This window comes from Sediminibacillus halophilus, from assembly GCF_900103695.1.
Taxonomy (GTDB): Bacteria; Bacillota; Bacilli; order Bacillales; family Amphibacillaceae; genus Sediminibacillus; species Sediminibacillus halophilus.
In genome coordinates this window covers 151,760-178,124 of the sequence record NZ_FNHF01000002.1, presented here as the reverse complement: position 1 = coordinate 178,124, position 26,365 = coordinate 151,760, and the positions used below count along the sequence as shown (strand labels likewise).

Genomic DNA, 26,365 nt, shown 5'->3' with positions numbered 1-26,365 from the left:
TTGCAAAATCGACGAATAAACATGCATAGATTTGCTTGCCTTTCTTCAATTAAAGTGAAATACAATTGATCCGCACTTATTTTATAAAAGATAGTAAGAAATCCACAAAATGTCTTGCGAATTAATTAATAGAAACAAAAATGTAAAAAGCCCTTTATTATTTACCCCAGTATAAAAGCGATTAATCGGGAAATAAAGCATAACGAATTCGATAGAGTTACACAATCAAACAGCTTTCGATGCGATATTTGTTACTTTTTACCTGTAATTGATACACAATTGTAATATTGAGATAATATTTCTGTCATTTTGTAGTGATATACTACTAAGTGCAATCAAAGATATACGAGAAAAATAGATAACAATAACTACGAGAGAGTACATACATAAAAAACTATTAATGATAAACAAGGTACTAGGGGGAATAGCATGCTTACGAGAAAGTGGATCGGGATTAACACTGCCGTAATGATTTGTTTTGGAAGCGTGATCGCGGCACCGGCGGTTTCTGCCGAAACGAGCCTGGAGGACGAACATCAGCAAGTGCAAAGCGAACGGTCGGAAGTACAAGCTGATATTGATGCGAAACAAGCGGAGATTGAAGAAGTACTGGCTGAACTGGAGCAATTAAACGAACAAATCAAGCGGGTCGAGCAGGCAATCAAAGACAACGAGCAGAAAATCAAAGATACCAAAACAGAAATCAAGCGGACCAAACAGGACATCGAAGAACTGGAAACTGAAATTGCCGAGCTCGAGGAAACAATGGAAAAACGATTCGATATTTTGAAAGATCGTGCAAAGACGTTACAAAAAAATGGCGGAACGGTCAGCTACATGGAAGTTATCCTCGGTTCGAAAAATTTTGGAGATTTTATTGACCGTGTAAACCTAGTATCAAAAGTAATGGATTCGGATGCGGATCTTTTGGAACAGCATGAAGCTGACAAAGAAAAGTTGGAAACAAAGCGCCAGGATATGGATGACAAGCTGAATGAATTAAATGATATGAAGACGGAACTAGAAGGCATGCAGGCTCAAATCCTTGAGCAAAAAGAACAAAATGATCAATTGAAGGCAGAATTAAAGGAAAAAGAAGAAGCTACACGTAATGAAAAAGCGTCCTTAGAGGAAAAGGATCAAAAATTGGCTTCAGAAGAACAGCAGATTAAAGAAGATATCGAAAAACGCGAAAAGCAAGAAGAACAGATTCAGGCTATGAGTATCGAGCAATCCCGTAGTGATGCATCACAGTCTTCCGGCAACACTTCCGCAGCCTCTTCCAGCCCTAAAGCTGCTGGAGCAAGCGGAAATGTTAGCACTGTTATTTCAGCAGGATATAAATATATTGGCAACTCGGTATATGTATTCGGTGGAGGCAGAACGGCTTCTGATGTTGCAAACGGCCGTTTCGACTGTTCCGGATTTGTAAGCTGGGCATTCTCCCAGGCTGGAGTAAGTGTTCCTGCAAGCACAGGGGCTTTGACCGGCGCTGGAAGCAAAGTATCAGCCAGTAATATGAAACCTGGGGACCTAGTCTTCTTTGATACATACAAAAAAGACGGACATGTCGGTATTTATATCGGCGGCGGTAACTTCATTGGTTCCCAAAGTTCAACAGGTGTTGCCGTGGCAAACATGTCCAGCGGTTACTGGAAAAATCATTTCAAAGGCCATGTTGTCAGAGTAATGAACTAAACGGTTGAATGAAAAGTTAACATAGAGGACTTTCCGTTATGGAGAGTTCTCTTTTTATTGCTGCCGATTTGACTAACAGCACATAATCAGAAGCATACTGTCAAATGTTGCCGCTGGATTACATTCCAAACGCTCTTTTGATGAAGAGGAAAGTCCCTCTTATGAATAATTCTATGATTAACTAGCGGGGTGCGATTGTGAGACCACTTTTTCTTTTATTATTGATTATCTTTACCCAGTATATACTGCCATCAAACGTGGATGCCGCTGATTTAGACGAAAAATTGTTGAGCGAATCCGGTATTCTGATCGATGCCGATTCCGGACAGGTCCTCTATGAAAAAAATGCAGAACAAAAGATGTATCCCGCCAGTTTGACCAAAGTGGCAACCGCCATTTATGCAATAGAAACTGCTGATTTAGATGAAATAGTTACTGTTAGTGCAAAAGCACGGGCTGTTGAAGGAACGAGAGTTTATCTGGAGGAAGGAGAGCAGGTCCCTTTAAAAAAGTTGATTCAGGGAATGCTGATCAATTCGGGCAATGATGCCGGAGTAGCAATAGCTGAACATTTAGGAGGGACATCCGAACAGTTTGCAGAGGATTTAAACAGCTATTTACAGGCTGTAGTTGGGGTACGCCATACACATTTTACTAATGCTCATGGATTGTTCAACGAAGACCACACCACTACGGCTTCAGACCTGGCGAAAATAACCCAGTACGCCATGAAAAATTCTACTTTCAGGGAAATTTTCGGAACAGAAGAATTGAAGTGGGAAGGGGAAGCCTGGTCAACAACGCTTTACCATCATCATAAAATGATCCGTGAAAACCCCTATAAGGGGATAACTGGGGGGAAAACAGGTTATGTCGATGAATCAGGGCATACATTGATTACGACAGCCGAGCGTGGCGATCAACGTTTGATTGCTGTAACATTAAAAGCAGAATCTCAGGCTTGGGCTTACCAAGATGCTGAAGCACTGCTTGATTATGGTTTCGATCATTTCGAAACAGTCACCATCCCAGAAGGAACAGAATTCGTCAGTGATAATGGTTCTACGTATAGCACGGACCAGGATATCATCTATACCAGGATGAAGGGGCAGGATGCAGAACTTTCGGTTGATGATCAAGGAACTTTGGCTATCAACCAGGATAAAGAGTCATTAGACACTTCTTTTGTGCTAGAAGGTGACAAGGATAAACAAGAGGCTGAAAAGAACAAAAAAGCGGCAGCCGATCGGACCGATAAACAGTCCAGTGTTTCCTATCTCTGGATTATTATAATAGCAGGTATTGGATTGCTGTTTTTCCGAAAATGGATCAAACGTGTTGTTATGTAGGATAGCAGTAGGGTGAAGTTGAACATTCCAGTGGGATCATCGGCTTATTAGTTGCAAGTTAATTCATCGTTAAATCAAAAAACCGAGCGAGTTCGAATGCATGGGATTCGAATCATCGTTCGGTTTTTGCTTTGCGCACAATTCTCTTGTTCCAGTCTCATTTCTAATTTAAACGTGACACTTTTATTTTTCATACATCTTCGCTTTTGTTAAAACGAATAGCATGATTCTGAGGTAAATGCTACATACTAACAGAAGAAAAATAAAAAAAGGAGTAATCCAGTGAATTACTTTGACGGTGCTTTATTTAGTGGTGAATTTTCAGATGACGATGAGTTATTCTACTTGCGGCGGGTCAAAAACCTGCAAACGCAGTCTATCCTGTCCAACCGGCAGCTTGAACAGCTGCATCATTATTTATCCAGACAAAATAGCAGGCAGGAAAGTTGTACGATAACAGTAAATGATCAAATTCCTGTTCTGTTGAACCAACAGGAAGCAGAGCAATTGTTAACAGAATTGGACGAGATAATCGCCCACTTGTAAGAAAATTGATTGGAGGAATGAAAATGACAGACAAGCGAAAGGCCATGAAAAAGGATGCGGAAAAGGTGGCCGAAAAAATGTATGATCCATCCGATTATCAAAAAAAGGACCCGCTATCAAAAGGGTTGGCTGTAACCCACGAACAAGTCTCCGATGATTATACAGAGGGTACAATCGAAGGAGCAATTGATGAAGTCGACGACAACGGCAATTTGATCGATCATCAGGGAAAAGACATTTCCAACAAAAGAAATTGATGGGAAGGAGAAAGTGAGAATGGCAAGAAGGAATAAAATCCTTGTTCCCGGAGCTAGAGAAGGATTGGACAAACTGAAAGCAAAAGTCTCCAAATCACAGACTCCGGAAAATGCAAAGTACGAAACAGCCGAAGAACAAGGGATTGATTTAAAGCATGGATACAACGGAGACATGAAAGCGAAGGATGCTGGGAAAATCGGCGGCAAAATTGGTGGCAGTATGGTAAAAGAAATGATTGAAATGGCAGAGAAGCAAATGAAAAACAAACAATAAATCGGTGATGGGTTTCCTTCTCCCACGAGTGTTGAATTCAGCGACAATGAAAAAACGGCAGCTCCTGTTTCGTGATACAGGAACTGCCGTTTGCTTTTGTTAACAATGTTTATTATAGGCTTGAGAAAGGTTTGATACGATTTCTTCCACATCATGGTCTTCAATATCTTCACGCGGAATAAAGTGAAGTACTTTTCCGTCTTTCATAACCGCCATAGAAGGGGAAGATGGTTCTATCCCCACGAAATATTCGCGCATCCGTGAGGTAGCTTCCCGATCTTGACCAGCAAAAACCGTCACAAGGTTATCCGGCCTTTTATTGTTATTCAGAGATTCTCTTACAGCCGGTCTTGCTAGTCCTGCTGCACAGCCACAGACTGAGTTGACTACCACTAGTGAAGTACCCTCAGCAGAATGGATAAATTCGTCGACTTCTTCCGTAGATGTCAATTCCCTGAAACCAGCTTCCGTTAATTCTGTTCTCATCGGCTGCGATATTTCTTTCATATATTGTTCATAGGCGTTCATTTTACTTCCTCCTTAAGCATCACTTTTTGGTTGCTTCTGTCATCTGGCTCCATACTGATCCCTTTGCTTCTTCGCCGCCTTTAATGCGTTCGAGGGCAAGGTTCACTTGCATTCTTACTTCGAATTCCGGGTCGTCGCTTGCTGCCTCCAAGGCAGGAAGCGCGCTTTCATCTCCAACCTCGTATAAGAACATGGCGGCACGCCAACGTACGAGACGATTCTTGTCTTGCAACGATTCCATCATTTGTGGCATAGCTTGTTTAAAACCAAGATCTGAGATACAATCGCCTGCTGTACGGCGGACTGTAACTACCTTATCTTGAAGGGCTTGATACAAGTAAGGCAAAACGATGGGATCTTCTATCATGCCTAAATAAGCTGTGGCTAAACGCCTGATCGATGCCTTATCGTCCTTTAAAGCTTTAGCCAAAAAAGGAAGATCCTCCTTATCAGGCTCCACTAATTTGTCCAACGCCGCATAGCGGTTTTTCCAGTCAGAGTCGTCCAGTATTTCCAGATTCGGACGCTCCATTGCAGATTCTGTTTCTCTCATCTCTGTTTCACCCTGAAAAGCAAGCTTGACCAGCTTTTTCAGACGTTCTTCATCGTAACTTGCCGTTATTTCATCGACCACCGTTTCCCCGATTTCCTCTAGCGTTCCATAACGGGGACTTTGTTCGACCCATTTTCGTTCCATTACCATGTTAGAGGATGCAGTGGAAGCTTCCATTGCTGCATCTAAAAACCGTTGAGGCAGTCCAAATCGCTGTTCTCGATCGCCCTCTTCCAGTTTCACCTGCATTGGCAACCCACGGAACTGTTGGATGAAAACTTTCACTTCACCAAAAGCGTCTTCAGGAATTTGGCCGACTCCCGAACTTTCGGCAGGTTCCTCCTGCGCCTCGCCGAAAATCTGTCTCGCCGCCGGCAGTATTGTTTCCCACGCATACTTGGGATGGCGTTCTAAAGCCAAAAAATCTGCGACGCGATATATTCCCTTTACGCCTTCTATGTTTAGTAGTGCTTGAATATAGTCAGGAGCAGAAAGTAAGTCATCTCCTTGTTTATAGTTATGGTTTTGCCCTGCAGGTAATTCCTCATCGACATTGATTTTCATCGAATGCGGGCTGGGAGTAGGCTCGATTGATACTAATTTCATTTATATCCCCCTTTCAAGCCTTCTTGTATGCGATTTTACCAGACTTTCAGGCGATAATCCATTATCCAGGCAGTCCTATGGCCGTGTTCCGTTTCAGTTCGAAGGAAGAGAAGCTGGATATTTAATTGTTCAGGCTAAAAGCCAAAGGGAAAAGTTCTGCCCGATAGAGAAGAATTGAAAAAGATTCCATTCTTTAAAACACTTTTTATTTTGGGTATAGTAAGAACAGAGAAAAGGAGGGATGACAAGATGGCGAAACAAGTGATCATTTATAGTCAGGAGACCTGCAGTCCTTGTCAAGCGGAAAAAGAGTGGCTGAAACATAACGGAATCGCATTTGAAGACAGAGATATTCGCAGCGATTCTCAATATATGAATGAAGTGATGGCCTTGGGGGCAAGTGCTACTCCGGTGACAGTTATCCAAGAAGGCGATGAACAAGAAGTTGTCATGGGATTTGATAAAGAACGGTTGTCAGTATTACTGGGAGTATAGGCTCGCACACTTCATACGTAAATAAAATCCGGCTGCATGCTTTGCAGGCGGATTTTCTATGTCCATAAACCTGTCGAAGAGTTTTAGAAAAATACTGGCCAATGGAAAATATTTTTCTCCGTCTTTTACTCCCTATCCAGCATCATTTTACTGCTTAAGCTGCTTAAAAAAATCTGATTATTACCGCTAGTCCGTTGACAGATGAAAATTACATGATAATATAAGGGTAGCTAATTGATAATGAATCTCATTATTAATTAAGTATCAATTTTTTTGAGAAGACGGAAAGTGAAGGATTTATTTATGAAGTTACGTTATTTGGCACTGGCATTACTAGTATTATCTTTCGCGTCATTATTCATTGGAGTGACAAGCTTGTCACCTTCCGATATTTTTCATCTCACAGAGGATCAATTTGAGATTTTGTGGGTGAGCAGGATACCGAGGCTTATCAGTATATTAATTGCTGGAATGGGTATGAGCATATGTGGTCTGATTATGCAGCAGCTAAGCAGAAACAAATTTGTCTCTCCCACTACGGCTGGAACCATTGATTCGGCCAGATTCGGCATTCTGATGTCGTTAATGTTGTTTTCCTCAGCCGGACCTTTGCAAAAAATGCTGGTTGCTTTTTTCTTTGCTTTGTTGGGCACCTTTATTTTCATGAAGATTCTCGACAAGGTGAAATTCAAAGATGCCATCTTCATTCCATTAGTTGGATTGATGTTCGGCAATATTGTCAGCTCAATCACTACTTTTTTTGCATATAAAGAGGATTTGATTCAAAATATGTCATCCTGGCTGCAGGGCAACTTTGCCTTGATAATGCAGGGGAGATACGAAATATTGTTTATCAGTATTCCATTGCTGGCTATTGCTTACCTTTACGCCAATCGCTTTACGATAGCCGGCATGGGCGAGGAGTTTTCAACTAACCTGGGGTTGAACCACAAACAGGTAGTCAATATTGGTTTGGTGATTGTCGCACTGGTAACTACGGTAGTCGTACTGACTGTCGGAATGATTCCTTTTTTGGGATTGATCATTCCGAATATCGTTACCATTTATCAAGGGGACCACTTGAAAAAAAGCCTTACTCATACCGCTTTATTAGGTGCCGTATTTGTTCTTGCCTGTGATGTGATCGGCAGGGTGATCATTTATCCCTATGAAATCGCCATCGGCGTCACTGTCGGCGTAATCGGCAGCGGAATTTTTCTATACCTGGTATTGAGGAGAAAAGCGTATGAGTAATCGAACAAAACTAATCATACTTACAGCGATGTCTGCTGTCCTGGTGCTCATCTTCCTATTCGGAAGCGCAGGCAGCAATTGGGACTACATATTGCCAAGAAGGACGACGAAAATTTTAGCTATCGCGCTTACAGGTGGAGTAATCGCGTTTTCAACTATCATTTTTCAAACCATCACCAACAACCGAATACTTACACCGAGCATTATCGGTTTGGATTCGCTCTACTTATTGATTCAAACGTTTATCATATTTGTATTTGGATCGAATAGTGTGATGGTTTTAAATAAAAATTTTAATTTCATTCTTTCCGTCGGCATGATGGTCTTGTTTGCCGGAGTGCTTTATAAGCTGCTTTTTAAACAGAGTGGGAAGAATATTTACTTTCTCCTCTTGGTTGGATTGATTTTTGGTACTTTTTTTGAAAGTTTGTCGACTTTTATGCAGGTGCTGATCGATCCAAATGAATTTATGGTCGTTCAAAATAAGATGTTTGCCAGTTTCAATAATGTCAACACCGATTTGCTTACTATTTCCTTTGTGCTTGTGTTGTTGATTGCAATTTATTTTTGGCGTTTTTCCAAATACTTGGATGTAATGGCACTTGGAAAAGAGCAGGCGATCAATTTAGGCGTTGATTATGATTATGTGGTTAAACGGATGCTGGTCATCATTGCGATACTGGTGTCGATATCCACGGCACTGGTAGGCCCGATAACTTTCCTTGGCCTGCTGGTGGCAAATGTTGCCTACGAATTTTTGAAAACCTATCGCCATCGCTACCTGATTATTGGGTCTGTCTTAATCAGCATCGTCGCCCTTGTCGGTGGCCAGCTGATCGTTGAACGGGTGTTCACCTTTTCCACGACCTTGAGTGTAATCGTCAATTTTGTCGGTGGTGTTTACTTCATCTATCTTTTATTAAAGGAGAGTAAAGCATGGTAGTTGTAAAAGAGGTTTCCAAGCAGTATGGAATGAAAAATGTAGTGGATAATGTATCAATGAATATACCACGAGGGAAAATTACTTCTTTTATCGGTCCAAACGGGGCCGGTAAAAGCACCCTGTTGTCGATGGTCAGCCGTTTAATAGCGAAAGACCATGGTGAAATTTTGATAGATGGTCAGGAAGTGAGTCAAAGTAAAAACAAAGAGCTGGCCAAGAAAATATCGATTTTGCGGCAGTCCAACCATATAAATATCAGGCTTACCGTAAAGGAACTAGTCAGCTTCGGACGATTCCCATATTCTCAGGGAAAATTAAGCAAAGAAGACAAGCAATTTGTCGATGAAGCAATCGCCTATATGGAGTTACAGGACATTCAAGATAAATTCCTCGATCAGTTAAGTGGAGGGCAGCAGCAGCGTGCCTATATCGCCATGGTTATTGCACAGGATACGGAATATATTTTGCTCGACGAGCCACTGAACAATCTGGATATGAAACATTCCGTGCAAATCATGAAAGTATTGCGACGGCTGGTCAATGATCTTGGTAAAACGGTCATTCTTGTCATCCATGATGTGAACTTTGCTTCTGTTTATTCTGATTATATTGTTGCATTAAAAGATGGAAAAATCGTGAGCAAGGGACCGACGAATGAAATTATCGATAAGGCGGTCCTAAAAGAAGTATATGACATGGATATTGATATCCAGGATATCGACCAATGCAGGATTTGTTTATACTTTTCTTAACTTTGTGTGTCAAATGATGGGAGGGTGTGCTGTATTTCCGTTAACCTTGCCACCCGTTTTTCCAAATGGCAGACTGACAGTGGGCCCATGAAATAACTGTTCAGTTATTGCTGTATTGGGAAGATGGGAGACAGGGCGAGGGAGATAAGCAATGCTTTATCCTGTCAATTAAAAAAATTTTAACTAGAGGTGAAAGGTTATGACGAAAAGATTAGCAATGCTAATTTCCATTCTTATATTGGCTGTGTTCACAGCTGCTTGCGGCAATCAAAGCTCATCAAATGAGGATGCTGCAGCTGCTTCTGATAATGGAGAAAAGGAGCAGAAGACCGTTACGGTCGAGCATGAGTTAGGGAAGACCGAGGTGCCAGTCAATCCAGAAAAGGTAGTGGTATTTGATTTTGGAACTCTTGATACACTGAAAAAACTTGGAGTCGATGTAACTGCTGTACCAAAAGAAAATCTACCGTCTTACCTATCCGATTATGATAGTGAGGAGTATGAAAATGCCGGTACCCTGTTCGAACCGGATTTCGAAAAATTAAGCGAAATCGACCCGGATTTGATCATTATTTCCGGTCGTACTGCCGAAGCATATGATGATTTGAACGAGCTGGCTCCTACCATCCATCTAGGTGTCGACACAACTAGATATATGGATTCTTTTAAAGAAAACGCCACAGTACTGGGGAAAATTTTCGGTAAAGAGTCACAAGTGGAAGAAGAGCTTGCTGCAATCGACGAGCAAATTTCTGAGTTGAATGAAAAAGCTTCTGCAAGCGAAAAAGATAGTTTAATCATCCTTACCAACGATGGCAGCATCAATGCTTACGGTCCTGGTTCGCGTTTTGGCGTGATTCATGATGTATTTGGATTCCAGGCAGTTGATGAGAATATTGAAGCTTCCACACATGGTCAAAATATTTCTTTTGAGTACTTAGTAGAAAATGATCCGGACTATTTATTTGTCGTGGACAGGAATCAAGTGGTCGGCGGTGAATCTTCTGCCGAAAAAACATTGGATAACAAACTAGTACAAGACACCAAGGCATATAAAGATGAAAACATCGTTTATCTGAATCCGGATTATTGGTACCTATCCGGCGGAGGGTTGATTTCCGTATCGGAAATGGTAAACGAAGTTGCAAGCAGTATGGAATAATCACATAAACACCGGAATCTTCAAAAGGGATTCCGGTGTTTTTTATTTCTCGAGGAGACGGCATAGGGAGAGAAAAAGACTCTATACTGAATGTGGTGGTGTCCCCTGTCGTAATGGGGGTTGCTACAATGGGCAAAAAAATGCACTCATTTCCTCTCTCTTTGTTACCCTAAAGTTGCTTACATCTAAGGAAAAAGAGAGGGATATGAGTGCAACGTCATTTTATCATAGAATTATTGGGCAGCGAGACTCTTGCGGAAAAACGGACGATCGAGACCCCACAGCGGGGTTTGCGAGGAGGCTTGAGCGTTCGTCCGCGGAAAGAGCGAGTTTAGTTCCTCTGCGGCCGCAGGAAAATAGCTGTTATTTGGAGTGAGCCTTTCGATAAAGAGAGGGTGGAGTGATTATCACACCACCACATTTGCCAGAGAACCGAGAAAAATCGCTTCACACGCTTTTTCTTTAAGATGGTGGAATTACCACAAGAATGGAAAGGATACAATTTATTTACTGATTACACAAAAATATGTTGAATTATGTCGAAAATATATTATAATGAATGCAAACCAAATAAAACTTTATACTTAGTCAAAAAGAACTAACGAAAAGGGCAAACTCTTTGAAAAAAGGGGACGCAAAGCTTAGGGTCTAAAGCCGCCGAGGCCATGATCGCCTGGCTGCCGATATCTTTTCAACTAGTCTGTGGCTATTCAGAGAACAGGAATAGCCACTTTTAATGACTATTTTTGTTAGAATATTCAGAAAAAAACAGGAGTGATTATCATCGTAACAAGTGAAAAGAATCGATTTGTAAAAGAATTATACAATGAAACCTTAAAGTCTATCCAAGCTGTCATTCCGTTAGAAGCGGAGATTGGCAAAGCAGAAGTACTAACAGAATCTTTGACTATTCCTTTTGGGGTAGTAATCGAGGTAACGGGAGATGTCAAAGGTACTTTGGTTTTGAAAGCCAATGATGGGTTATTTGGTTCAATTGGTGAAGCAATGTTCGGCATGCCTCTGGAAGGAGAGATGCTCCATTCTTTTTCGGGTGAGCTCGGCAATATGATTGCCGGCAGCATGTCAACTGGTATTTATGAAAAGGGATTGGAAACAGATATTACTTCTCCCTTGGTTACTTCAGATGGGAATAAGGTACTTAATAACTTTCATCAAGCGATACAGGTCGAGTTGACCTATGAAACTATTGGCAAGATGGAGATCGCTTTGTTGATTCATCCATAAATGACAAAGGAGTCTTGCCGGCAAAAAGATGGAAAGGAATGATGCAGCGGAAAAATGCTGAACATTGCCGTGACTGTCCACCAGCTTTTGGACCAACTCTTAGGAAGAAGGTGCAGCAATGAAATTATTTCAATTTAAGCGACTAAGAACAAAGATTTTAGCGGGTTTTTCCATAATTATTTTATTGGTAATCGGATTTGGACTTTATAATTTTTTATCACAGGAAAAAGTAAACAAAGATACAGAATCAATTGTTTCGGAACAGCTTCCATTGCTTATCGCCGATGAACGGGCTGCCTTTACTATAGCAGAGATGATTGCTTTGACAAGGGGTTATGTCATTTATGGGGACCCGGAATATCTGGAGCAGTTTGATCAATACGCTGAAGAGCTAGAAGAGATGGAAAAAACAATTTTAGCGTTAAGTGATAATGAGCAAGTAAAACAATTGGTGGAAAAAGGGGACGAATGGGAAACGACAGTCCGGGACCAAGTATTTGACGTCTATAAGAACGGCAATGAAGACCAGGCAATTTCCAATTTATCCTTGCAGGTCAAACCGTTGGCTAGGGAGTTGATGAACGGTTTCAATGAGATGGCTGAACATAGAGAATCGGAAATCAAATCAGTTGGAGACGGTCTGGTTACGTCGGGGAAAACAACACAGCTTACCAGTGTAGCCATATCCATCCTTGTTGCTGTGCTAGGTATTTTGATAGCAATTATGACTGCCCGTATGATTACGAACCCTGTTTCCCGTGTGATGAAGCGGATGAAACTGGTAGCGGAAGGTGATTTAAGCCATGAACCTCTGAAGGTTCATTCCCGGGATGAAGTCGGTCAGCTGGTAACAGCAGTCAACCAAATGAACGAAAATATGCGGGAATTGGTGACGGAAATCACCTCTGTTTCTACGACCGTTTCTGGACAAAGTGAAGAATTGAGCCAATCGGCAAATGAAGTGAAAGAAGGAAGTAACCAAGTTGCAGTCACGATGGAGGAGCTCTCTTCAGGCTCGGAATCACAGGCCAATACCACGACAGATTTGGCTGCATCGATGGCTGGTTTCACGGATAAAATTAAGGAAGCACACGAAAACGGAAATACGATTCATGAGAAGTCTGAAAGGGTTCTGGAACTGTCGGAGGAAGGCAACCGTATGATGAATTCCTCGATTACGCAAATGAATAAAATCGACTCTATTGTCAAAAATGCCGTAGATAAAGTAAAAGGGTTGGACAACCAATCAAAAGAAATATCGAAACTAGTTGGAGTCATAAAGGATATCGCAGAGCAAACCAATTTACTTGCCTTAAATGCCGCAATCGAAGCAGCGCGTGCGGGTGAGCAAGGGAAGGGTTTCGCTGTAGTGGCCGATGAAGTAAGAAAGCTTGCCGAACAGGTATCTTCTTCGGTGACAGATATCACAGGTATCGTCACCAGCATTCAGGAAGAATCAGGCTCTGTTGCCGAAGCACTTCAGGGTGGTTATGACGAAGTGGAAAACGGCACAGCACAAATCAAGACCACCGGTAAAACATTTGACGGAATTAATTATTCTATCAATGAAATGGTCGATAGTGTCACGGTCATAACCGGGAACTTGACCAGTATTGTGGAAAAAAGCGGGCAAATGAGCCAGTCGATTGAAGATATTGCTGCTGTATCAGAGGAATCGGCGGCAGGCATCGAGGAAACTTCAGCTTCCATTCAGCAAACTAGCAGTTCGATGGAAGAAATTGCAGGCAGGTCGACAGAACTTTCCAAGCTTGCTGAAAATTTAAATGAGTTGATTGGACGTTTTAAAGTGTAAAGCAAAGAGCCATTGCTTGTTTAGGAGGTGAATAGCTGTTTGCCGTAGATTAAACGGCAACTAACTTTCTTTCGCTGTAATAATGGTGCCTTACATTGGATCCTGTTTAGAAACTAAAAACTGTTCCAGCGATTTAAAAAACAATAAAAAAACGAGCGCAGTCCGTGTCAATCAAATGACAAATGGACTGCGCTTTCGCTTTTTTAGCAAGGATATTATATCCAGTCTCCCTCTGTGAGCACTGATCCTTCACTTCAGCTATGAGAGGCAGTATGATTTCTCATGCTTATCTTATGCTTTAGCATTTTAATATAAGGGAGCAGAAAGCTGATCAAAACGCCGCTGAATAGTGCATTAATCAAGGTGCCTGGACCGATTGCACCGCTGCACAGAAAAGCTAAAAGAACCAGAATGATACTTATCATAGCTCTTGAATAGGTGACACTCCATCCGGTGATTTCCGTAATCACAATCATGGAGCGGTCCATAGGATTTGGCGCGATTTTTGATTGAAGATAGGTCGCCACTCCAACTGCCGTGCATAACAATCCTGCAGTGAAACAAACCGATTGTCCGACCAATGTTTCCGGCTCTATCCTGTTATTTAATAAAAATATCCAGCCGTCAATACCTGCTCCGGTAATAAAGGAAGTAATCAATGCGCTAAATTCAGGACGGCTCTTTCTGGCTAAGGCATTTCCCACAATCATAGAAAAACCTACGACAATCTCCCAAGAGCCAATCGTCAATCCGAAGGTGCGATACAATCCGACCAGCAAGGCATCGAATGGAGAAGTTCCTAAGTGCGATTGAATGGTTAGACCAATTCCTAAGGTGAGAATTAGCAGCCCTGTTAAATAAAAAGGACTTTCCTGTTTAAGTGTCTGCATAGTTAGTCCTCCTCCTTTTTCCGGCTATCCTTGTTAACTATACCAAAGCTAAAGAGATGCGGAAAGCCGAGGGTCTGGTAATGCTGGATTAATTCATAAAGATAAGAAATACAAGTAACCCGAGTCGAAAACTTGTAATGTAAGAAATTCCTTATGTAATATAGAAGAAGAGATGGAAATGAATGAAGAACGGAGTGATAATGGTGTCGTATTTCTTAAAGTCATTCGTTGAAAATCAACGACAGCAGGAGTTGCTGGAGACAGCTGACCGGTTGGCAGCAAAGTTCAAACAAAGGACGGAAGAAACAGAAGAGACGGCTCAGTTTTCGCCTGAAAATCTAAAGGACTTAAAAGAAGTTGGATATGTAACATTGCCGCTTCCAGAAAAGTTTGGCGGGGCACATATTAATTTGAGTGAATTGCTGCTGATGCAGGAGAAACTGGCGGAAGGAGACGGATCTGCAGCGTTGTCCATTGGCTGGCATATGGGAGTGGTAATGGAACTCAGTGAACAACAGCTATGGCGCCAAGATCAATTTGAAGCTTTCGCGCATGAACTGGGAGAGAAAAAACTGGTGGTCAATCGTGCTGCGTCCGAGCCGGCCACCGGAAGTCCGACTCGCGGGGGCATACCTGAAACAAAAGCAATCAGGCAGGACGATCAATACATTGTCAATGGGAGAAAAACGTTTACCACCATGGCCAGTGTACTCGACTACTATCTCGTAACTGCTTATATAGAAGAAAAAGAAGCAGTCGGCTCCTTTTTAATCCCGCGTGATACGCCTGGTGTAGAGGTTGAACACACTTGGGATACCATGGCAATGCGGGGAACGGGCAGTGATGACCTGGTGCTGAAGGATGTAAGACTGCCTGAACAGGCTTTGGTTGAAGTGAATCAAGGAAAATCCTCAAAACCGAAGGGCTGGCTGCTCCACATCCCGGCTTGCTATCTGGGAATTGCAGTGGCCGCGCGCAATGATGCTGTCACCTTCGCTAAAAATTATCAGCCAAACAGCTTAAATACGCCTATTTCTGAAGTACCCCATATCAAGCAAAAAATTGGTGAAATGGATTTGAAATTATTGCAAGCACATTATTTCATGTACGGTGTCGCAAGGAAATGGGATGAATCACCAGGGTCAAGAGAACAGCTTGGCGCAGAGCTTGCTGCAGTCAAAACATCCGTTACCAACACGGCCAATGAAGTAGTGGATTTGGCACTAAGGATTGCTGGCGGCAGAGGGTTATCGAAACAGTACAACTTCGAACGATATTACCGCAATGTGAGAGCGGGACTTCATAATCCGCCAATGGATGATATGGTCCTTCAAATGCTTGCCGGAAAAGCATTAAAATCAGTTTGAAAAAGCAGCAGCCTGGCTAGCTCAGGCTGCTGCTTGGTTTAATGGAAGAACATACCGAGCCGATAGCCGGCAAAAGCAAGAGTTATTCCGCCTATGTAAGTAAGTAAAATATAGAAGATAAAAGCATTTTTTTGTTTGCGGAGGTGAAGTTGGACTGCTTCAAGCTTGAAAGTGGAAAAAGTAGTGAAGGCACCGCAAAAACCAGTTCCCATGAGAAGAAGTATATACGTACTGACTTGCAGGCCGTTCAATAAACCGAGCAAAAATGAACCAGTAATATTAACAAACACGATCGCAGCCGGAATGCTAAATCGATAGTTCTGCTTTATTAATTGACTGATTGCAAAGCGGGCAATCGCTCCGACAAACCCGCCAATTCCTACTAAGAGAAATAATATTCCGCTCATTCTGATTCACTCCTCACTACTGCATGGTAACCAAGCTTACTCATTGCAAGACCGCCGAATATGCTTATCAACACATATAGGAAGGCAAGTAGCAACCTTTCGTCCTGGAACAAGTCGACTGTTTCTACACTCAAGGTTGAAAAAGTGGTGAAAGAACCAACAAACCCTGTGCCAATAGCCGATTGAACGGGAGTAGAAATGGTCGCTTTCGTGAAAACAAATCCTGTCAGCCATGCTAGCAGAAAACTCCCTGTTAAATTGATGAGTAAAGTAGAAAATGGGAATACGGCGTCACCCTGGTAAAAAGCCAGTCCGATTCCATATCGTAACATGGCGCCAAGCGATCCGGCTATCCCTACATAAAGATAGATCATATAAAAACCTCCAGTATTTTCCAATATAAAAATGACTCCTGCCAGAACGTTTACTGGCAGGAGTCATCAGCCTGTCGGCGGTTAAAGGTGAACTCCATCACCTATCGATCCATTTGTTAATATATATATAGTACCACTTTACAAATGGGATGCAAATCATTCCATCCTGGATCGCACTCACTTTCTCAGAAACCAATGAATCGAGGAGAGCATTTCTATGACGCATTTGATTACGAATGATTCCCCCTATACGTTTGAGAAAATGGAAGCGGATATTCAAGAGTTGGAAAAAGGTTATCCGGACATCCTTCAAGCAAAAGTAATCGGTGAATCCGTAGAAGGCAGACCTCTCTATGCTTTAAAAGTGGGAACAGGAAGGATAAAGGTTCTTTTAAACGGATCGCATCATGCGAGGGAATGGCTGACCTCCTATTTATTGATGCAAATGGTGGAGGCTTACACTATGGCTTGGTATAAAAAAGAAAACTACTCTGGATTTGAGGTACCTGATCTTCTCAACCGGACCTCTATTTGGTTTATTCCAATGGTCAATCCTGATGGCGTCAACCTTGTACAAAAGGGAGCGGAAGCTGCCCAGCATCCAGACGCCGTTTTACAGCTCAATGATAACAAAACTGACTTTTCTGGATGGAAGGCAAACATAAGAGGGGTAGATCTTAACCGCCAATATCCGGCAGGATGGGAAACAATCAACCCTTCTGTCGAAACTCCAGGTCCGATGAATTATAAAGGTCCTTATCCACTAAGCGAGCCGGAAGCAAAGGCTGTTTATCAATTCACAAAAAAACATTGCTTCCATATCGCTGCTGCTTACCACTCATCAGGAGAAGAAATTTACTGGAAGTATAAAATTGATGGGAAGCTGCTGGGTATTAGCCGTGAAATTGCGAAAAGGATAAGCGAAAAAACCAGTTATCGTCTGGTTGACCCAGGTCCCGATCCAAGTGGGGGTGGATACACAGATTGGTTTTTAACAGAGATGAGAAGACCGGCGTTCACCCCTGAAATTTCTCCATATGTTGGTCCCCGGCCAGTTCCTGTCGAACATTATCCTGCAATATGGAAACAAAATCAGTCGATTGGACTGCTTCTTGCAGAAGAAGCCAGCAAGCTTCCCGACAATTCATAGTTTTCTTATGTTCCCGTTTCAATCGGCCAGCCTGTCCAGTGCTCTACTTGAAAGATTGGCATGGGCGGCCGGTTATTCGTCCTTTTTTTCTTCTGTTTTACCATCCTTCAACTCGATAATATCCTGTCCTTCATTTTCTTCTGCAAATTCTGTTTGCAGGCGAGCAGTTGTTTGTCTGTTTGCTTCCTCATAATCCGGTTCATCATCCAGTACCCTGTTCTGCATGTACATATGGAAAATGACCTCAGCCGCTGCAATGAACAAGGCAGAAAACAGCGCTGCATTGACTACGGCTACGTCGGTCCCGATAAAGAAGGCGCTTAATATCCAGACTGCAGCAAACGCTAGGCCGAAGTCTGCTATGGAAGCAGTCAAATTGCCAAAACGCGGCAGGATAAATAGATCTCCAAGCAAGTAGGCAACTCCGGTTACAAGCAGAGTGATGATAAAGATATCTCCTGCAGTTGCTGTATAAAAAATGCCTAGAATCGAGTAAAGGACAATCCCGGTAACTGCGAATTTGATGACTAGTGCTCTTACATGTTCCATGGTATTCTCTCCTTTATAGCCAAAATATGTGTTCATGCTTATTCTGTACGGATTGATAAAAATTATTGGCAGAAGTTAAAAAAATGTCTTGTCCAAACTATGCCGAAAAGACAAGCTAAAAGAAGAAAATGAAAGAGAAAATACTATGACTTACGTTTACATGCGGGTTTGTCTATTTCATGCTGATGTGGTAAGATTCACTTTGTTTTGAGCGGACTTACTTTCGTGCAGAAAGTTATAAATAGAAAAGAAAGAGGTGTCGTGTTGAACCTAACTATGATTAAACAGAGTTGGTTTGGCAATATCAAGGGAGACGTATTAGCTGGCATGGTCGTAGCCTTGGCATTAATTCCGGAAGCAATTGCTTTTTCGATTATTGCCGGTGTCGACCCAATGGTCGGTTTATATGCTTCCTTTTGTATTGCTGTCGTAATTGCTTTTGTCGGCGGCAGACCAGGAATGATTTCCGCAGCCACAGGGGCTATGGCATTGCTTATGGTTACCTTGGTTGCCGATCACGGATTGCAGTATTTATTGGCTGCTACGATATTAACCGGAGTTATCCAGATTGTGATGGGAATATTCAAACTAGCCAGGTTTATGAAATTTGTGCCTAGATCGGTAATGATTGGTTTTGTAAACGCGCTGGCCATTTTGATTTTCACTTCTCAATTACAGCATTTTGTTGGCGAATCTTGGCCCATGTACGCGATGGTGGCAGGTGCTTTAGCCATTATTTATATTCTTCCGCGCTTCACCAAAGCGGTACCGGCTCCTCTCGTCGCAATTATTGTCATTACCCTCATAGCAGTCTTTACGGGAAGCGAAGTCCGGACCGTCGGTGATATGGGAGAGCTTACCCAGGCACTACCATTATTTTTGTTGCCGGATATCCCGCTCAATTTGGAAACATTAATGATTATCTTCCCTTACTCATTGGCTCTGGCTGTAGTCGGTTTGCTTGAATCCCTGTTGACTGCCCAAATTGTCGACGATATGACGGATACAGAGAGTGACAAGAATAAAGAAACCAAAGGACAGGGTATTGCCAATGTCGTTGCCGGATTCTTTGGTGGTATGGCGGGTTGTGCGATGATCGGACAATCGGTTATTAATGTGAAGTCGGGAGGCAGGGGACGATTATCGACTTTAACAGCAGGTGTTTTCCTCATGATTCTGATTATGGTTTTCAATGATTTATTGGTACAAATCCCGATGGCTGCCCTAGTTGGGGTCATGATAATGGTTTCGGTCGGTACCTTCGATTGGTCTTCACTTCGTCATTTACACTTGATGCCGAAAACGGACGCAGTCGTAATGGTTGTCACGGTGGCAACCGTTGTAATGACCCACAATTTATCTATCGGTGTCCTGGTTGGTGTATTGTTGAGCGCCATCTTCTTTGCCGCCAAGATTTCCAAGGTCCATGTCCATAGTTTACAGCTGGAGGCAGGCCGTAAGAAAGTATATGTGGTAACCGGACAATTGTTTTTTGCATCGGTCAATGACTTTGTAGCTTCGTTTGATTATAAAGAAGCATGTGAGGAAATTGATATCGATTTAAAGGCAGCACATTTATGGGACGATTCAGCTGTAGGTGCAATTGACAAAATTGTTATGAAGTACCAGGATAATGGAACAAAAGTGAATGTTATCGGTTTGAATCATGAGAGTTCCGTGTTGGTCGAGAAGCGTGCGGTTTATAATAAACCCGACGCAAAAGCGGCAAACCATTGATAAATGCACGGGCAGGATGCGAAACAAAGCTCCTGCCCGTATTTCTTTTGGACAAAAAATGTATCTTTAACAAGAAGGAATGTTTGTTATAATTAAGAAAAGAATTTTAATTTTCTGGAGGACGTGGAATGTTTAATAAAATATTATTAGCCTCAGATGGCTCTGAACATGCTATCAGAGCAGTAGAAAAGGCGTTACTTTTAGCTCAAAATAATTCAAACGCTTTCATTGAAGTGGTATATGTTGTTGATGGGGATAAATCAAAAGCAGACGTTTTGCAAAATTGGAATGCAGTTGATATTGACTTTAAACGGAAAGAAAAGCTCGCATTTACGGAGCAAAAGTTAAAACATGCCGGCGTGCGTTATGAGATCAACATTCTTCATGGAGATCCTGGCCCGAGCATTGTAAAATATGCGAATGAAAAAGTGTTTGACGTTTGTGTGATTGGCAGCCGTGGATTGAATTCGTTGCAGGAAATGGTGTTGGGTAGTGTCAGTCATAAAGTGGCAAAACGGGCAAATTGTCCGGTTATGATTGTAAAGTAGTTAACTTAAAAAAGATAAGAGCAGATATCAGCTCTTATCTTTTTTTATGACTTTTTTAATTTTTTTCTTTCTGAAAACGATAAACTTCATCAAAAGAAAACTGGTAGAGAATGAGAGGAACATTGCTGCTCCTTTTGCGATATTGTGTACGAAAAAGCTCGACAGTGGCAGGGCGGTAAACTGGAGTAGTAACTTGCTCAATCCGATAAAAACAACGTTATTGATGACCCAGGCGACTATCGCTTGTAATGTAAATAAACCAATTTCCTTGGTACTGACACGGGCATGATGACTGAACGTGTATTTTACATTCCATATATAGGAATTTGATATCGCTAGAAAATACGCAACGGTGTTCAAGATAAACAGCATGCGCGTTTCTTCTGTCGGCCATATCCATAACAGGAGATTTAAGACGCCGATGTCGATTACGGCGTTGGCCAGACCGATAAAACTGAATTGAAGTATCTGTGCTTTTACTTTTTTGGCCATATAATCCTTCTCTTTCTGGGGATTAGGTTATAAGTTTATCATGTTTCCAACAGAACGTAAAAATACATTGCCTTCGGTATCTTCCCTTCCATCATAACCGCTTTGGCCACTTATCGAAACAGGTTTTAATTATTGCTTGAAGGGATACACACTTTATATAAATGGAAAACACTTCTAAAGGAGTGAGCCTTGATGAATTTCGATAATCAGCTGAAGCAATTGGAAAATGTTCAATTACAACGTCCGAACAGAGTGCTCTCCATGTATCTAAATACAGACCCTTCTGACCCGGAGCAACAAGGTGGAGAATGGAAGATTCATTTAAAAAATGGACTTAGTCATTTTGAAAGTTATCTGAAAGAAAGTGGAGACAAACAAGAGTTGGAAAATTTTCAAGCAGTTCGTGAAAAAGTGGAACGCTTTGTCCAGGGGAATGAACAGGCACTAAAAAAAGGCATTGTTTTGTTCGCTTCTGCGGATGAACAAGTATGGTTTGCTGAGCGATTACAGATGCGGATACAAACGGAGTTCCATTGGGAAGATGCTCCGGTTATTGATCAACTGAAAGAATTATGGAATACTTTTCCGAAATCGGGCATCATTCTTGTTCAACAGAACCAAGTAAAGGTAATTGAAGCTGAATTAGGCACGATCCTGGAAACGAAACATTATGAATTGGATCTTGATACAGAGGACTGGCGTGAATATACAGCCGAACAAAAACGGCCAATGTCGATGGGAAAAGGCGGTAAGGATCCGAGCCGAGATAGCTTTAATGCAAGGGTGAATGCGAACCAGCAGCGGTGGTATAAAGGGTTGGCACCAAAGCTGGATAAGCTCGCCAAAGACAACCAATGGGACCGCATTTACCTGGTAGGGGAAAAAGAAGAGGCAAAAGATATCGAATCCTATATGAATAAGGAAATATATCAAGTAGAAGCAAAGAATATGCTTGATCATGAAGAAATGAAAGTGATTGATAAAGTCGTAGCCTAGTGGTTATTGATAAAGATCAATATTTTCAATAGTAAAGTAAAAATGTAATCAATAATGAATATACATCGTCTTTTCAGTTGAAGGAGCGCCCATCTCATGAAAAGACGATGTTTTTTTGTGTAGACCGTTTCCTGTAACAAGAGTACGTCAACGAACATATAAACAGTTCCATCAATAAAAAAAGAAATCTCGATACCATACGAAAAAGGGGAACAGGACGACGATATTATAAATTACTGTGCATGCAAAAAGACGTGGAGGAATAAAATGGGGGAGGGGAGATAGAGGTACAGCTTTAAACCATTGGAATAGGTAATCAATCACGCTTAATTCGCTGAAAGTAGTTCTTTCGAAAGAATTTAACCGTAACCGGTTTCAAGAAAAACCAGACTGGGAATCGGGTAACAAATCAACAAAAAAGTAGTTGGCTCAGTATCTGAAGGAAGGGGACCTGGCCCTCTACCAGGCAAATTTAACTGGTTAAAGGAGACGATAAAGGTGAAACAAGTGGTCAAGATTTATACGAAAGCAGCTTGCCAGGAAAGCCAGTCGCTAAAAGAATTTTTGTCGAAGGACCAGGTACCGTACGTAGAAGTCGATATTACCGAATCCGAAGAAAAACAAAGACAGTTACAGTCAGCAGCCGGTACAAACCTAGTGCCAACGATCGTGATTGAACAAGAAGGACTTATCGGCAAAAAGAAAAATATTATTTATACAGGTTTTACCAATAATAAGGAAGAAATTGACCGTACTATAAAACATTGAATTGATAGTTCATTCGTATTACAGGTAATAAATAAGTAAACGCATTTAATAAAACATTGCAGCCATGAATGCACACTTGCACTCATGGCTTATTTAAATGGATATGCTATACTTTTATGCGCAATGAAGATTAACCGCTACAACATCATTCCATGCCCATACAATGCCCATACAATTCAAGCCATATGTGCACCAACACTTATCTGCTATTTCTCTATAAACAACTATAACTACTTGGAATGGATGTAAAGGATATGCCAGATTTTATGAGAAAAATGGAGAATCCACTAATTCGAAAAACCCCTTGCTTTGAGTTTTGCTAGGTAAAGTAATAGAATTGAAATTAGAACGATGTTCAAGGTGAGGGAACTGTGTACAATCGTGATAAGTAGACAAAAAGGAACTCTAGTGAACCTGACAGATTTCCAATGATAATAAAAAGGAGCTGTCCCAAAAGAAGATGGACAGCCCTTTTTATATAGGTGTTCGGTATTCGGCGATTCATTCAGCTTGGACTTGTCCATTGTTTGCTGACGCTAATGTCAGGATGCTTGGCATGACGGACAACGGCCGTATATTTCAAATTTGTGGTCTTCAATTTGGAAGCCGCCCAATTCCCCTTTGACATTATCCATTGGACACGTATCGATTTCTTTGGTAATTCCGCATTGTTTGCAGATGAAATGGTGATGATGATGACCAACACAACTGATTCTGAAATGTTTTTCCCCTTCCAGTTCGGTTGATTCCAATATCGCCAATTCGTCGAATAAATGAAGGTTCCGGTAAATCGTATCAAAGCTGATGCCCGGATAGGCGGGCTCCATGAAATGTAATAAATCCTTCGCGCTGCGGTAACCGTCTTCCTGGTCAAAATAAGATAAGATATCTTTTCTTTTCTTGGTGTACTTATAACCCTTCTGTTTCAAAATACCCAATGCTTCTTCCATGTTCATTGCTGCGTCCTCCTTGTAAAGAAATTTATCCGGAGACGTTTCACGGCTAATGCCGCCAATAGAATGATAATAGATGTCATGACGATTGTTCCTCCGGGAGGTATTTCAAAATAATAGCCGGAAACCAATCCAGCAACCACGGAAATTTCACCAAAAATAACTGACAATATAATGGATTGTTTAAATCCTTTAGCAAGCCGGATGCTTGCCGCTACCGGCAACGTCATTAAGGCTGAAACAAGCAACACACCGACAATCCTGATAGAAGCCGCAATCACGAGGGCCGTCAACAAAATAAATAAGAAATGAATCCGTTTTGCATGAATACCTGAAACGACTGCATGTTCTTCATCAAATGATAACATAAACAGCTCTTTAAAAAATAAAAATAGAACCGCCAATACAATCACGGAAATAACGATGATTGTCCATAAATCAGACCGGCTGACAGCGGACACAGATCCGAATAAGTAATTGAATAAATCTGTATTGAATCCATCGGCCAGCGAGATGAAGACAACGCTCAAGCCGACCCCGCCAGAAAGGATGATGGGAATGGCCAGTTCTTGATATGCTTTATAGACACTGCGCAGCTGTTCGATGAAAATGGAGGCAATCACCGAAAATCCCATTCCGCTATAGAAGGGGGTTATAATGCCGGCGGCAAACTTCTTTTCGATCAGTAAACCAAACGCAATCCCGGCCAGCGTTACATGGGACAGGGCGTCGGCAATCAGGGAAAGCCGCCTGACCACGATAAACGAACCGAGAAGCGGAGCGATTAATCCGATCAACAGTCCAGTATATAAAGTGTTTTGTAAAAATTCGTATTGAAAAAAATTAGCTAACATGTTTGTTTCGCTCCTTAATGCTCATGAGACACTAAATTTAAGGCATGGCCATAGTAGTTGGATAGTTCAGCGTCGGATAAAGAAGAAAATTGATCCGGATTCCCATGAAAATGCATGGTTTTATTCAAGCATACAATATTTGTCGCATGGCGTGTCATGGTGCCAATATCATGCGTGACCAGCAACAGGGTAATGTTTTTATCGTGATTGAGTTTGTGAAGCAACTCGTAAAATTTCTGCACATGCTCAGTATCCACCCCGACAGTCGGCTCATCGAGAATCAGTAGTTCTGGATCACTTACAAGCGCCCTGGCGATAAATACGCGTTGCTGCTGTCCTCCAGATAAATCACCAATATTCTCATGGAGATAAGCGGCCATGCCGACCTGATCGACCGCCTCTTTTATTTTCTCCCGATGGTTACGGGAGAAAAAACGCAGATAACCGACTTTGGCAGTCAAGCCCATTGATACCACTTCTTCTACTGTAGCAGGAAACCCTCGGTTAAAGGTGTTGGCCTTTTGGGAAACAAATCCGATTTTATTCCAGTTTTTAAATTTATTGATTGGAGTACCAAGCAATTCAATTGATCCGCGTTGTGGTTTTAATAAACCGAGAATCAGCTTGATCAGGGTCGTTTTTCCTCCGCCGTTCGGACCAACCAGACCCATGAATGCTCCTTGTGGAATCTCAAAATTAATCTGTTGTAAAGCTGGCTTTTGATCATAGTCGAAATCGACATTTCTCATCGATATTACCGTGTTTTTCATTCAGCCGTCCTCCTTTTTGCTGGTTAATCTGTAGCTGTTTTGAGCACTTCAAGGTTTTGTTTCATCAGAGAAAAATAATCTTCCCCTTGGTTGATATCCTGTTCCGTCAAGACAGCTAAATTATGAATTTGCAGAGCCTTTCCGTCTATTTCCCTTTGAATTTCTTTGGATACTTTATCCTGGACATTCTGCTCGAAAATTACATAATCCATTTTTAGCTTCTTCGCCTGTTCTATAATTTTTGATTAAATCCTGCTGCGATGGTTCACTGCTGTTCGAAATGCCGTTGACGGCAATCTGCTTAATCCCATAGCGTTCTTCCCAATAACCATATGCGGCATGGGAGACCAAAATTTCCTTATGCTTGCTGGAACTCAACGATTTTGTGAATTGTCGATCCAGCTTTTTTAAATCTTTTTGTAATGAAGAAAGATTTTGCTGCAAAACGGCTTCTCGATCTGGATATATGTCCATTAATTGCTCTTCCAAGATAATGGCCATTTTCTGCATTCTTTGAGGATCGAGCCACACATGGGGATCATGGCTTCCATGGTTATGGCCGTGGCGGGCTGTTTCAGCATGATCGCCATCACTATCATCGGTGCTTTCGCTATGAAACAACTCTTCATAGCCCGCAAGCCCGATCAGCCGTACCTTCTCTTGTTGTAAAGCTTCAGCAGTAGTGGAGGCAAATGTCTCCAATTCCTCGCCAAGATAAACGAAAGCATCCCCTTCTGCGATATCTGTCATTGTCTTGGCAGTGGGCTCATAGGAATGGGCATCGGCGCCGGGAGGGTAAATGGTAGTCACCTCCACGAAGTCACCAGCCAATCTTTCCATGATATACTCGATGGGATAGACAGTCGTATAGATAGTATGTTCCGCCTTATCGTCATAACGACTAGAAGAGAGACTGCACCCGGCTTGTAGCAAGATTCCGCTGAACAGAAGCAGCAATATTACCTTCCATTTCATCGTTGTCCTCGTTTCTTTATGTTTTCTAATTGTGTGGTAAACAAGATTTCTTTCCATCTT

General features: G+C 41.9%; 30 protein-coding genes and 2 riboswitches. Of the genes, 18 read left to right on the top strand and 12 right to left on the bottom strand.

What is annotated here, in order from left to right:
• Nucleotides 1–429: 429 nt before the first annotated feature.
• The 5 genes from BLR82_RS07890 to BLR82_RS07870 all read left to right on the top strand — a co-directional run bounded on the left by BLR82_RS07890 (nucleotide 430) and on the right by BLR82_RS07870 (nucleotide 4,124).
• Nucleotides 430–1,698 carry a coiled-coil domain-containing protein gene (locus BLR82_RS07890; protein ID WP_074598481.1) on the top strand — a complete coding sequence of 423 codons (1,269 nt, stop codon included), beginning with the start codon at nucleotides 430–432 and terminating at the stop codon, nucleotides 1,696–1,698.
• Nucleotides 1,699–1,895: 197 nt separating this feature from the next.
• Nucleotides 1,896–3,047 carry a D-alanyl-D-alanine carboxypeptidase family protein gene (locus tag BLR82_RS07885; RefSeq protein ID WP_074598480.1) on the top strand — a complete coding sequence of 384 codons (1,152 nt, stop codon included), beginning with the start codon at nucleotides 1,896–1,898 and terminating at the stop codon, nucleotides 3,045–3,047.
• A 282-nt stretch (nucleotides 3,048–3,329) separates the two neighbouring features.
• Nucleotides 3,330–3,593: a hypothetical protein gene (locus BLR82_RS07880; protein WP_074598479.1), complete on the top strand. Its 264-nt coding sequence runs from the start codon at nucleotides 3,330–3,332 to the stop codon at nucleotides 3,591–3,593.
• A gap of 23 nt (nucleotides 3,594–3,616) precedes the next feature.
• The gene (locus tag BLR82_RS07875) at nucleotides 3,617–3,850 is read left to right on the top strand and encodes a YozQ family protein (protein ID WP_074598478.1); all 234 of its coding nucleotides are present in this window, start codon (nucleotides 3,617–3,619) and stop codon (nucleotides 3,848–3,850) included.
• Nucleotides 3,851–3,869: 19 nt separating this feature from the next.
• Nucleotides 3,870–4,124 (top strand): alpha/beta-type small acid-soluble spore protein, encoded by a 255-nt coding sequence (locus BLR82_RS07870; RefSeq protein WP_074598477.1) that lies wholly within the window; start codon nucleotides 3,870–3,872, stop codon nucleotides 4,122–4,124.
• 99 nt (nucleotides 4,125–4,223) lie between these two features.
• Here the strand turns inward: BLR82_RS07870 and BLR82_RS07865 are convergent, their stop codons facing one another.
• Both BLR82_RS07865 and BLR82_RS07860 read right to left on the bottom strand, forming a co-directional pair.
• Complete coding sequence (locus BLR82_RS07865; protein ID WP_074598476.1) at nucleotides 4,224–4,652, bottom strand: BrxA/BrxB family bacilliredoxin; 429 nt, start codon at nucleotides 4,650–4,652, stop codon at nucleotides 4,224–4,226.
• Nucleotides 4,653–4,671: 19 nt separating this feature from the next.
• Complete coding sequence (locus BLR82_RS07860; RefSeq protein ID WP_074598475.1) at nucleotides 4,672–5,811, bottom strand: conserved virulence factor C family protein; 1,140 nt, start codon at nucleotides 5,809–5,811, stop codon at nucleotides 4,672–4,674.
• A 249-nt stretch (nucleotides 5,812–6,060) separates the two neighbouring features.
• Here BLR82_RS07860 and BLR82_RS07855 point away from each other — a divergent pair, with 249 nt between their 5' ends.
• The 7 genes from BLR82_RS07855 to BLR82_RS07825 all read left to right on the top strand — a co-directional run bounded on the left by BLR82_RS07855 (nucleotide 6,061) and on the right by BLR82_RS07825 (nucleotide 13,475).
• Entirely contained in the window at nucleotides 6,061–6,306 is a 246-nt protein-coding gene (locus BLR82_RS07855) for a glutaredoxin domain-containing protein (protein WP_074598474.1), read from the top strand.
• A gap of 303 nt (nucleotides 6,307–6,609) precedes the next feature.
• Nucleotides 6,610–7,560, top strand: a complete 951-nt coding sequence (locus BLR82_RS07850; RefSeq protein ID WP_074598473.1) for an ABC transporter permease — start codon at nucleotides 6,610–6,612, stop codon at nucleotides 7,558–7,560.
• A 28-nt stretch (nucleotides 7,561–7,588) separates the two neighbouring features.
• On the top strand, nucleotides 7,589–8,503 hold the full coding sequence (locus BLR82_RS07845) for an iron chelate uptake ABC transporter family permease subunit (RefSeq protein ID WP_425440895.1): 915 nt from the start codon (nucleotides 7,589–7,591) through the stop codon (nucleotides 8,501–8,503).
• Complete coding sequence (locus BLR82_RS07840) at nucleotides 8,497–9,255, top strand: iron ABC transporter ATP-binding protein (RefSeq protein WP_074598471.1); 759 nt, start codon at nucleotides 8,497–8,499, stop codon at nucleotides 9,253–9,255. Before BLR82_RS07845 ends, BLR82_RS07840 begins: the two co-directional genes overlap by 7 nt.
• Nucleotides 9,256–9,454: 199 nt before the next feature.
• Nucleotides 9,455–10,417 (top strand): siderophore ABC transporter substrate-binding protein, encoded by a 963-nt coding sequence (locus BLR82_RS07835; protein ID WP_074598470.1) that lies wholly within the window; start codon nucleotides 9,455–9,457, stop codon nucleotides 10,415–10,417.
• A 599-nt stretch (nucleotides 10,418–11,016) separates the two neighbouring features.
• Nucleotides 11,017–11,102, top strand: a riboswitch (cyclic di-GMP riboswitch).
• Nucleotides 11,103–11,191: 89 nt separating this feature from the next.
• A complete protein-coding gene (locus tag BLR82_RS07830; RefSeq protein WP_175486777.1) occupies nucleotides 11,192–11,662 on the top strand; it encodes a chemotaxis protein CheX in 471 nt (156 codons plus the stop codon).
• 118 nt (nucleotides 11,663–11,780) lie between these two features.
• Nucleotides 11,781–13,475, top strand: coding sequence for a methyl-accepting chemotaxis protein (locus BLR82_RS07825; RefSeq protein WP_074598468.1), 1,695 nt, complete (start codon nucleotides 11,781–11,783; stop codon nucleotides 13,473–13,475).
• 254 nt (nucleotides 13,476–13,729) lie between these two features.
• Here BLR82_RS07825 and BLR82_RS07820 read toward each other — a convergent pair whose 3' ends face one another.
• On the bottom strand, nucleotides 13,730–14,365 hold the full coding sequence (locus BLR82_RS07820; RefSeq protein ID WP_074598467.1) for a YczE/YyaS/YitT family protein: 636 nt from the start codon (nucleotides 14,363–14,365) through the stop codon (nucleotides 13,730–13,732).
• 182 nt (nucleotides 14,366–14,547) lie between these two features.
• Between BLR82_RS07820 and BLR82_RS07815 the strand changes: the two genes are divergently transcribed.
• Entirely contained in the window at nucleotides 14,548–15,732 is a 1,185-nt protein-coding gene (locus BLR82_RS07815; protein WP_245693708.1) for an acyl-CoA dehydrogenase family protein, read from the top strand.
• A 38-nt stretch (nucleotides 15,733–15,770) separates the two neighbouring features.
• On the opposite strand, the gene crcB (BLR82_RS07810) is transcribed toward BLR82_RS07815, so the two are convergent.
• Nucleotides 15,771–16,139: a fluoride efflux transporter CrcB gene (gene crcB / locus BLR82_RS07810; RefSeq protein ID WP_074598466.1), complete on the bottom strand. Its 369-nt coding sequence runs from the start codon at nucleotides 16,137–16,139 to the stop codon at nucleotides 15,771–15,773.
• The gene (gene crcB / locus BLR82_RS07805; protein ID WP_074598465.1) at nucleotides 16,136–16,513 is read right to left on the bottom strand and encodes a fluoride efflux transporter CrcB; all 378 of its coding nucleotides are present in this window, start codon (nucleotides 16,511–16,513) and stop codon (nucleotides 16,136–16,138) included. Before crcB (BLR82_RS07805) ends, crcB (BLR82_RS07810) begins: the two co-directional genes overlap by 4 nt.
• A 50-nt stretch (nucleotides 16,514–16,563) precedes the next feature.
• Nucleotides 16,564–16,624, bottom strand: a riboswitch (Fluoride riboswitch).
• Nucleotides 16,625–16,730: 106 nt separating this feature from the next.
• Here crcB (BLR82_RS07805) and BLR82_RS07800 point away from each other — a divergent pair.
• Complete coding sequence (locus BLR82_RS07800) at nucleotides 16,731–17,663, top strand: M14 family metallopeptidase (protein ID WP_074598464.1); 933 nt, start codon at nucleotides 16,731–16,733, stop codon at nucleotides 17,661–17,663.
• Between the two features lie 72 nt (nucleotides 17,664–17,735).
• Here the strand turns inward: BLR82_RS07800 and BLR82_RS07795 are convergent, their stop codons facing one another.
• A complete protein-coding gene (locus tag BLR82_RS07795) occupies nucleotides 17,736–18,212 on the bottom strand; it encodes a YndM family protein (protein WP_074598463.1) in 477 nt (158 codons plus the stop codon).
• 276 nt (nucleotides 18,213–18,488) lie between these two features.
• Between BLR82_RS07795 and BLR82_RS07790 the strand changes: the two genes are divergently transcribed.
• Nucleotides 18,489–19,949 (top strand): SulP family inorganic anion transporter, encoded by a 1,461-nt coding sequence (locus BLR82_RS07790; RefSeq protein WP_074599031.1) that lies wholly within the window; start codon nucleotides 18,489–18,491, stop codon nucleotides 19,947–19,949.
• A gap of 128 nt (nucleotides 19,950–20,077) precedes the next feature.
• On the top strand, nucleotides 20,078–20,497 hold the full coding sequence (locus tag BLR82_RS07785) for a universal stress protein (protein WP_074598462.1): 420 nt from the start codon (nucleotides 20,078–20,080) through the stop codon (nucleotides 20,495–20,497).
• Nucleotides 20,498–20,524: 27 nt separating this feature from the next.
• Here BLR82_RS07785 and BLR82_RS07780 read toward each other — a convergent pair whose 3' ends face one another.
• On the bottom strand, nucleotides 20,525–20,989 hold the full coding sequence (locus tag BLR82_RS07780; protein WP_074598461.1) for a GtrA family protein: 465 nt from the start codon (nucleotides 20,987–20,989) through the stop codon (nucleotides 20,525–20,527).
• A 192-nt stretch (nucleotides 20,990–21,181) separates the two neighbouring features.
• Between BLR82_RS07780 and BLR82_RS07775 the strand changes: the two genes are divergently transcribed.
• Both BLR82_RS07775 and BLR82_RS07770 read left to right on the top strand, forming a co-directional pair.
• A complete protein-coding gene (locus tag BLR82_RS07775) occupies nucleotides 21,182–21,985 on the top strand; it encodes a VLRF1 family aeRF1-type release factor (protein ID WP_074598460.1) in 804 nt (267 codons plus the stop codon).
• A 498-nt stretch (nucleotides 21,986–22,483) separates the two neighbouring features.
• Complete coding sequence (locus tag BLR82_RS07770) at nucleotides 22,484–22,753, top strand: glutaredoxin family protein (protein ID WP_074598459.1); 270 nt, start codon at nucleotides 22,484–22,486, stop codon at nucleotides 22,751–22,753.
• Between the two features lie 542 nt (nucleotides 22,754–23,295).
• Here the strand turns inward: BLR82_RS07770 and BLR82_RS07765 are convergent.
• From BLR82_RS07765 to BLR82_RS07750, 5 genes are read right to left on the bottom strand one after another with little or no spacing between them, the layout of a single operon-like run.
• Nucleotides 23,296–23,709, bottom strand: coding sequence for a Fur family transcriptional regulator (locus BLR82_RS07765; protein ID WP_074598458.1), 414 nt, complete (start codon nucleotides 23,707–23,709; stop codon nucleotides 23,296–23,298).
• Nucleotides 23,706–24,560: a metal ABC transporter permease gene (locus BLR82_RS07760; protein WP_074598457.1), complete on the bottom strand. Its 855-nt coding sequence runs from the start codon at nucleotides 24,558–24,560 to the stop codon at nucleotides 23,706–23,708. Before BLR82_RS07760 ends, BLR82_RS07765 begins: the two co-directional genes overlap by 4 nt.
• 14 nt (nucleotides 24,561–24,574) lie before the next feature.
• Complete coding sequence (locus BLR82_RS07755) at nucleotides 24,575–25,330, bottom strand: metal ABC transporter ATP-binding protein (protein ID WP_074598456.1); 756 nt, start codon at nucleotides 25,328–25,330, stop codon at nucleotides 24,575–24,577.
• 23 nt (nucleotides 25,331–25,353) lie between these two features.
• Entirely contained in the window at nucleotides 25,354–25,542 is a 189-nt protein-coding gene (locus tag BLR82_RS21460) for a metal ABC transporter solute-binding protein, Zn/Mn family (RefSeq protein WP_281242169.1), read from the bottom strand.
• Nucleotides 25,505–26,305 (bottom strand): metal ABC transporter solute-binding protein, Zn/Mn family, encoded by an 801-nt coding sequence (locus BLR82_RS07750; RefSeq protein WP_281242168.1) that lies wholly within the window; start codon nucleotides 26,303–26,305, stop codon nucleotides 25,505–25,507. The genes BLR82_RS21460 and BLR82_RS07750 overlap by 38 nt, the downstream gene beginning before the upstream one ends.
• Nucleotides 26,306–26,365 lie beyond the last annotated feature (60 nt).

Excerpts from the sequence above, each read along its gene's own strand:
- BLR82_RS07775 (WP_074598460.1), top strand. The coding sequence starts at position 21,182 with ATGAATTTCGATAATCAGCTGAAGCAATTGGAAAATGTTCAATTACAA.
- BLR82_RS07795 (WP_074598463.1), bottom strand. The coding sequence starts at position 18,212 with ATGGAACATGTAAGAGCACTAGTCATCAAATTCGCAGTTACCGGGATT.
- crcB (WP_074598466.1), bottom strand. The coding sequence starts at position 16,139 with ATGAGCGGAATATTATTTCTCTTAGTAGGAATTGGCGGGTTTGTCGGA.
- BLR82_RS07755 (WP_074598456.1), bottom strand. The coding sequence starts at position 25,330 with ATGAAAAACACGGTAATATCGATGAGAAATGTCGATTTCGACTATGAT.
- BLR82_RS07835 (WP_074598470.1), top strand. The coding sequence starts at position 9,455 with ATGACGAAAAGATTAGCAATGCTAATTTCCATTCTTATATTGGCTGTG.
- BLR82_RS07870 (WP_074598477.1), top strand. The coding sequence starts at position 3,870 with ATGGCAAGAAGGAATAAAATCCTTGTTCCCGGAGCTAGAGAAGGATTG.
- BLR82_RS07790 (WP_074599031.1), top strand. The coding sequence starts at position 18,489 with ATGATTAAACAGAGTTGGTTTGGCAATATCAAGGGAGACGTATTAGCT.
- BLR82_RS07750 (WP_281242168.1), bottom strand. The coding sequence starts at position 26,305 with ATGAAATGGAAGGTAATATTGCTGCTTCTGTTCAGCGGAATCTTGCTA.
- BLR82_RS07820 (WP_074598467.1), bottom strand. The coding sequence starts at position 14,365 with ATGCAGACACTTAAACAGGAAAGTCCTTTTTATTTAACAGGGCTGCTA.
- BLR82_RS07800 (WP_074598464.1), top strand. The coding sequence starts at position 16,731 with ATGACGCATTTGATTACGAATGATTCCCCCTATACGTTTGAGAAAATG.
- BLR82_RS07855 (WP_074598474.1), top strand. The coding sequence starts at position 6,061 with ATGGCGAAACAAGTGATCATTTATAGTCAGGAGACCTGCAGTCCTTGT.
- BLR82_RS07760 (WP_074598457.1), bottom strand. The coding sequence starts at position 24,560 with ATGTTAGCTAATTTTTTTCAATACGAATTTTTACAAAACACTTTATAT.
- BLR82_RS07825 (WP_074598468.1), top strand. The coding sequence starts at position 11,781 with ATGAAATTATTTCAATTTAAGCGACTAAGAACAAAGATTTTAGCGGGT.
- BLR82_RS07765 (WP_074598458.1), bottom strand. The coding sequence starts at position 23,709 with ATGAACATGGAAGAAGCATTGGGTATTTTGAAACAGAAGGGTTATAAG.
- BLR82_RS07860 (WP_074598475.1), bottom strand. The coding sequence starts at position 5,811 with ATGAAATTAGTATCAATCGAGCCTACTCCCAGCCCGCATTCGATGAAA.
- BLR82_RS07890 (WP_074598481.1), top strand. The coding sequence starts at position 430 with ATGCTTACGAGAAAGTGGATCGGGATTAACACTGCCGTAATGATTTGT.
- crcB (WP_074598465.1), bottom strand. The coding sequence starts at position 16,513 with ATGATCTATCTTTATGTAGGGATAGCCGGATCGCTTGGCGCCATGTTA.
- BLR82_RS07845 (WP_425440895.1), top strand. The coding sequence starts at position 7,589 with ATGTCTGCTGTCCTGGTGCTCATCTTCCTATTCGGAAGCGCAGGCAGC.
- BLR82_RS21460 (WP_281242169.1), bottom strand. The coding sequence starts at position 25,542 with ATGGATTATGTAATTTTCGAGCAGAATGTCCAGGATAAAGTATCCAAA.
- BLR82_RS07850 (WP_074598473.1), top strand. The coding sequence starts at position 6,610 with ATGAAGTTACGTTATTTGGCACTGGCATTACTAGTATTATCTTTCGCG.
- BLR82_RS07840 (WP_074598471.1), top strand. The coding sequence starts at position 8,497 with ATGGTAGTTGTAAAAGAGGTTTCCAAGCAGTATGGAATGAAAAATGTA.
- BLR82_RS07865 (WP_074598476.1), bottom strand. The coding sequence starts at position 4,652 with ATGAACGCCTATGAACAATATATGAAAGAAATATCGCAGCCGATGAGA.
- BLR82_RS07780 (WP_074598461.1), bottom strand. The coding sequence starts at position 20,989 with ATGGCCAAAAAAGTAAAAGCACAGATACTTCAATTCAGTTTTATCGGT.
- BLR82_RS07785 (WP_074598462.1), top strand. The coding sequence starts at position 20,078 with ATGTTTAATAAAATATTATTAGCCTCAGATGGCTCTGAACATGCTATC.
- BLR82_RS07815 (WP_245693708.1), top strand. The coding sequence starts at position 14,548 with ATGAAGAACGGAGTGATAATGGTGTCGTATTTCTTAAAGTCATTCGTT.
- BLR82_RS07875 (WP_074598478.1), top strand. The coding sequence starts at position 3,617 with ATGACAGACAAGCGAAAGGCCATGAAAAAGGATGCGGAAAAGGTGGCC.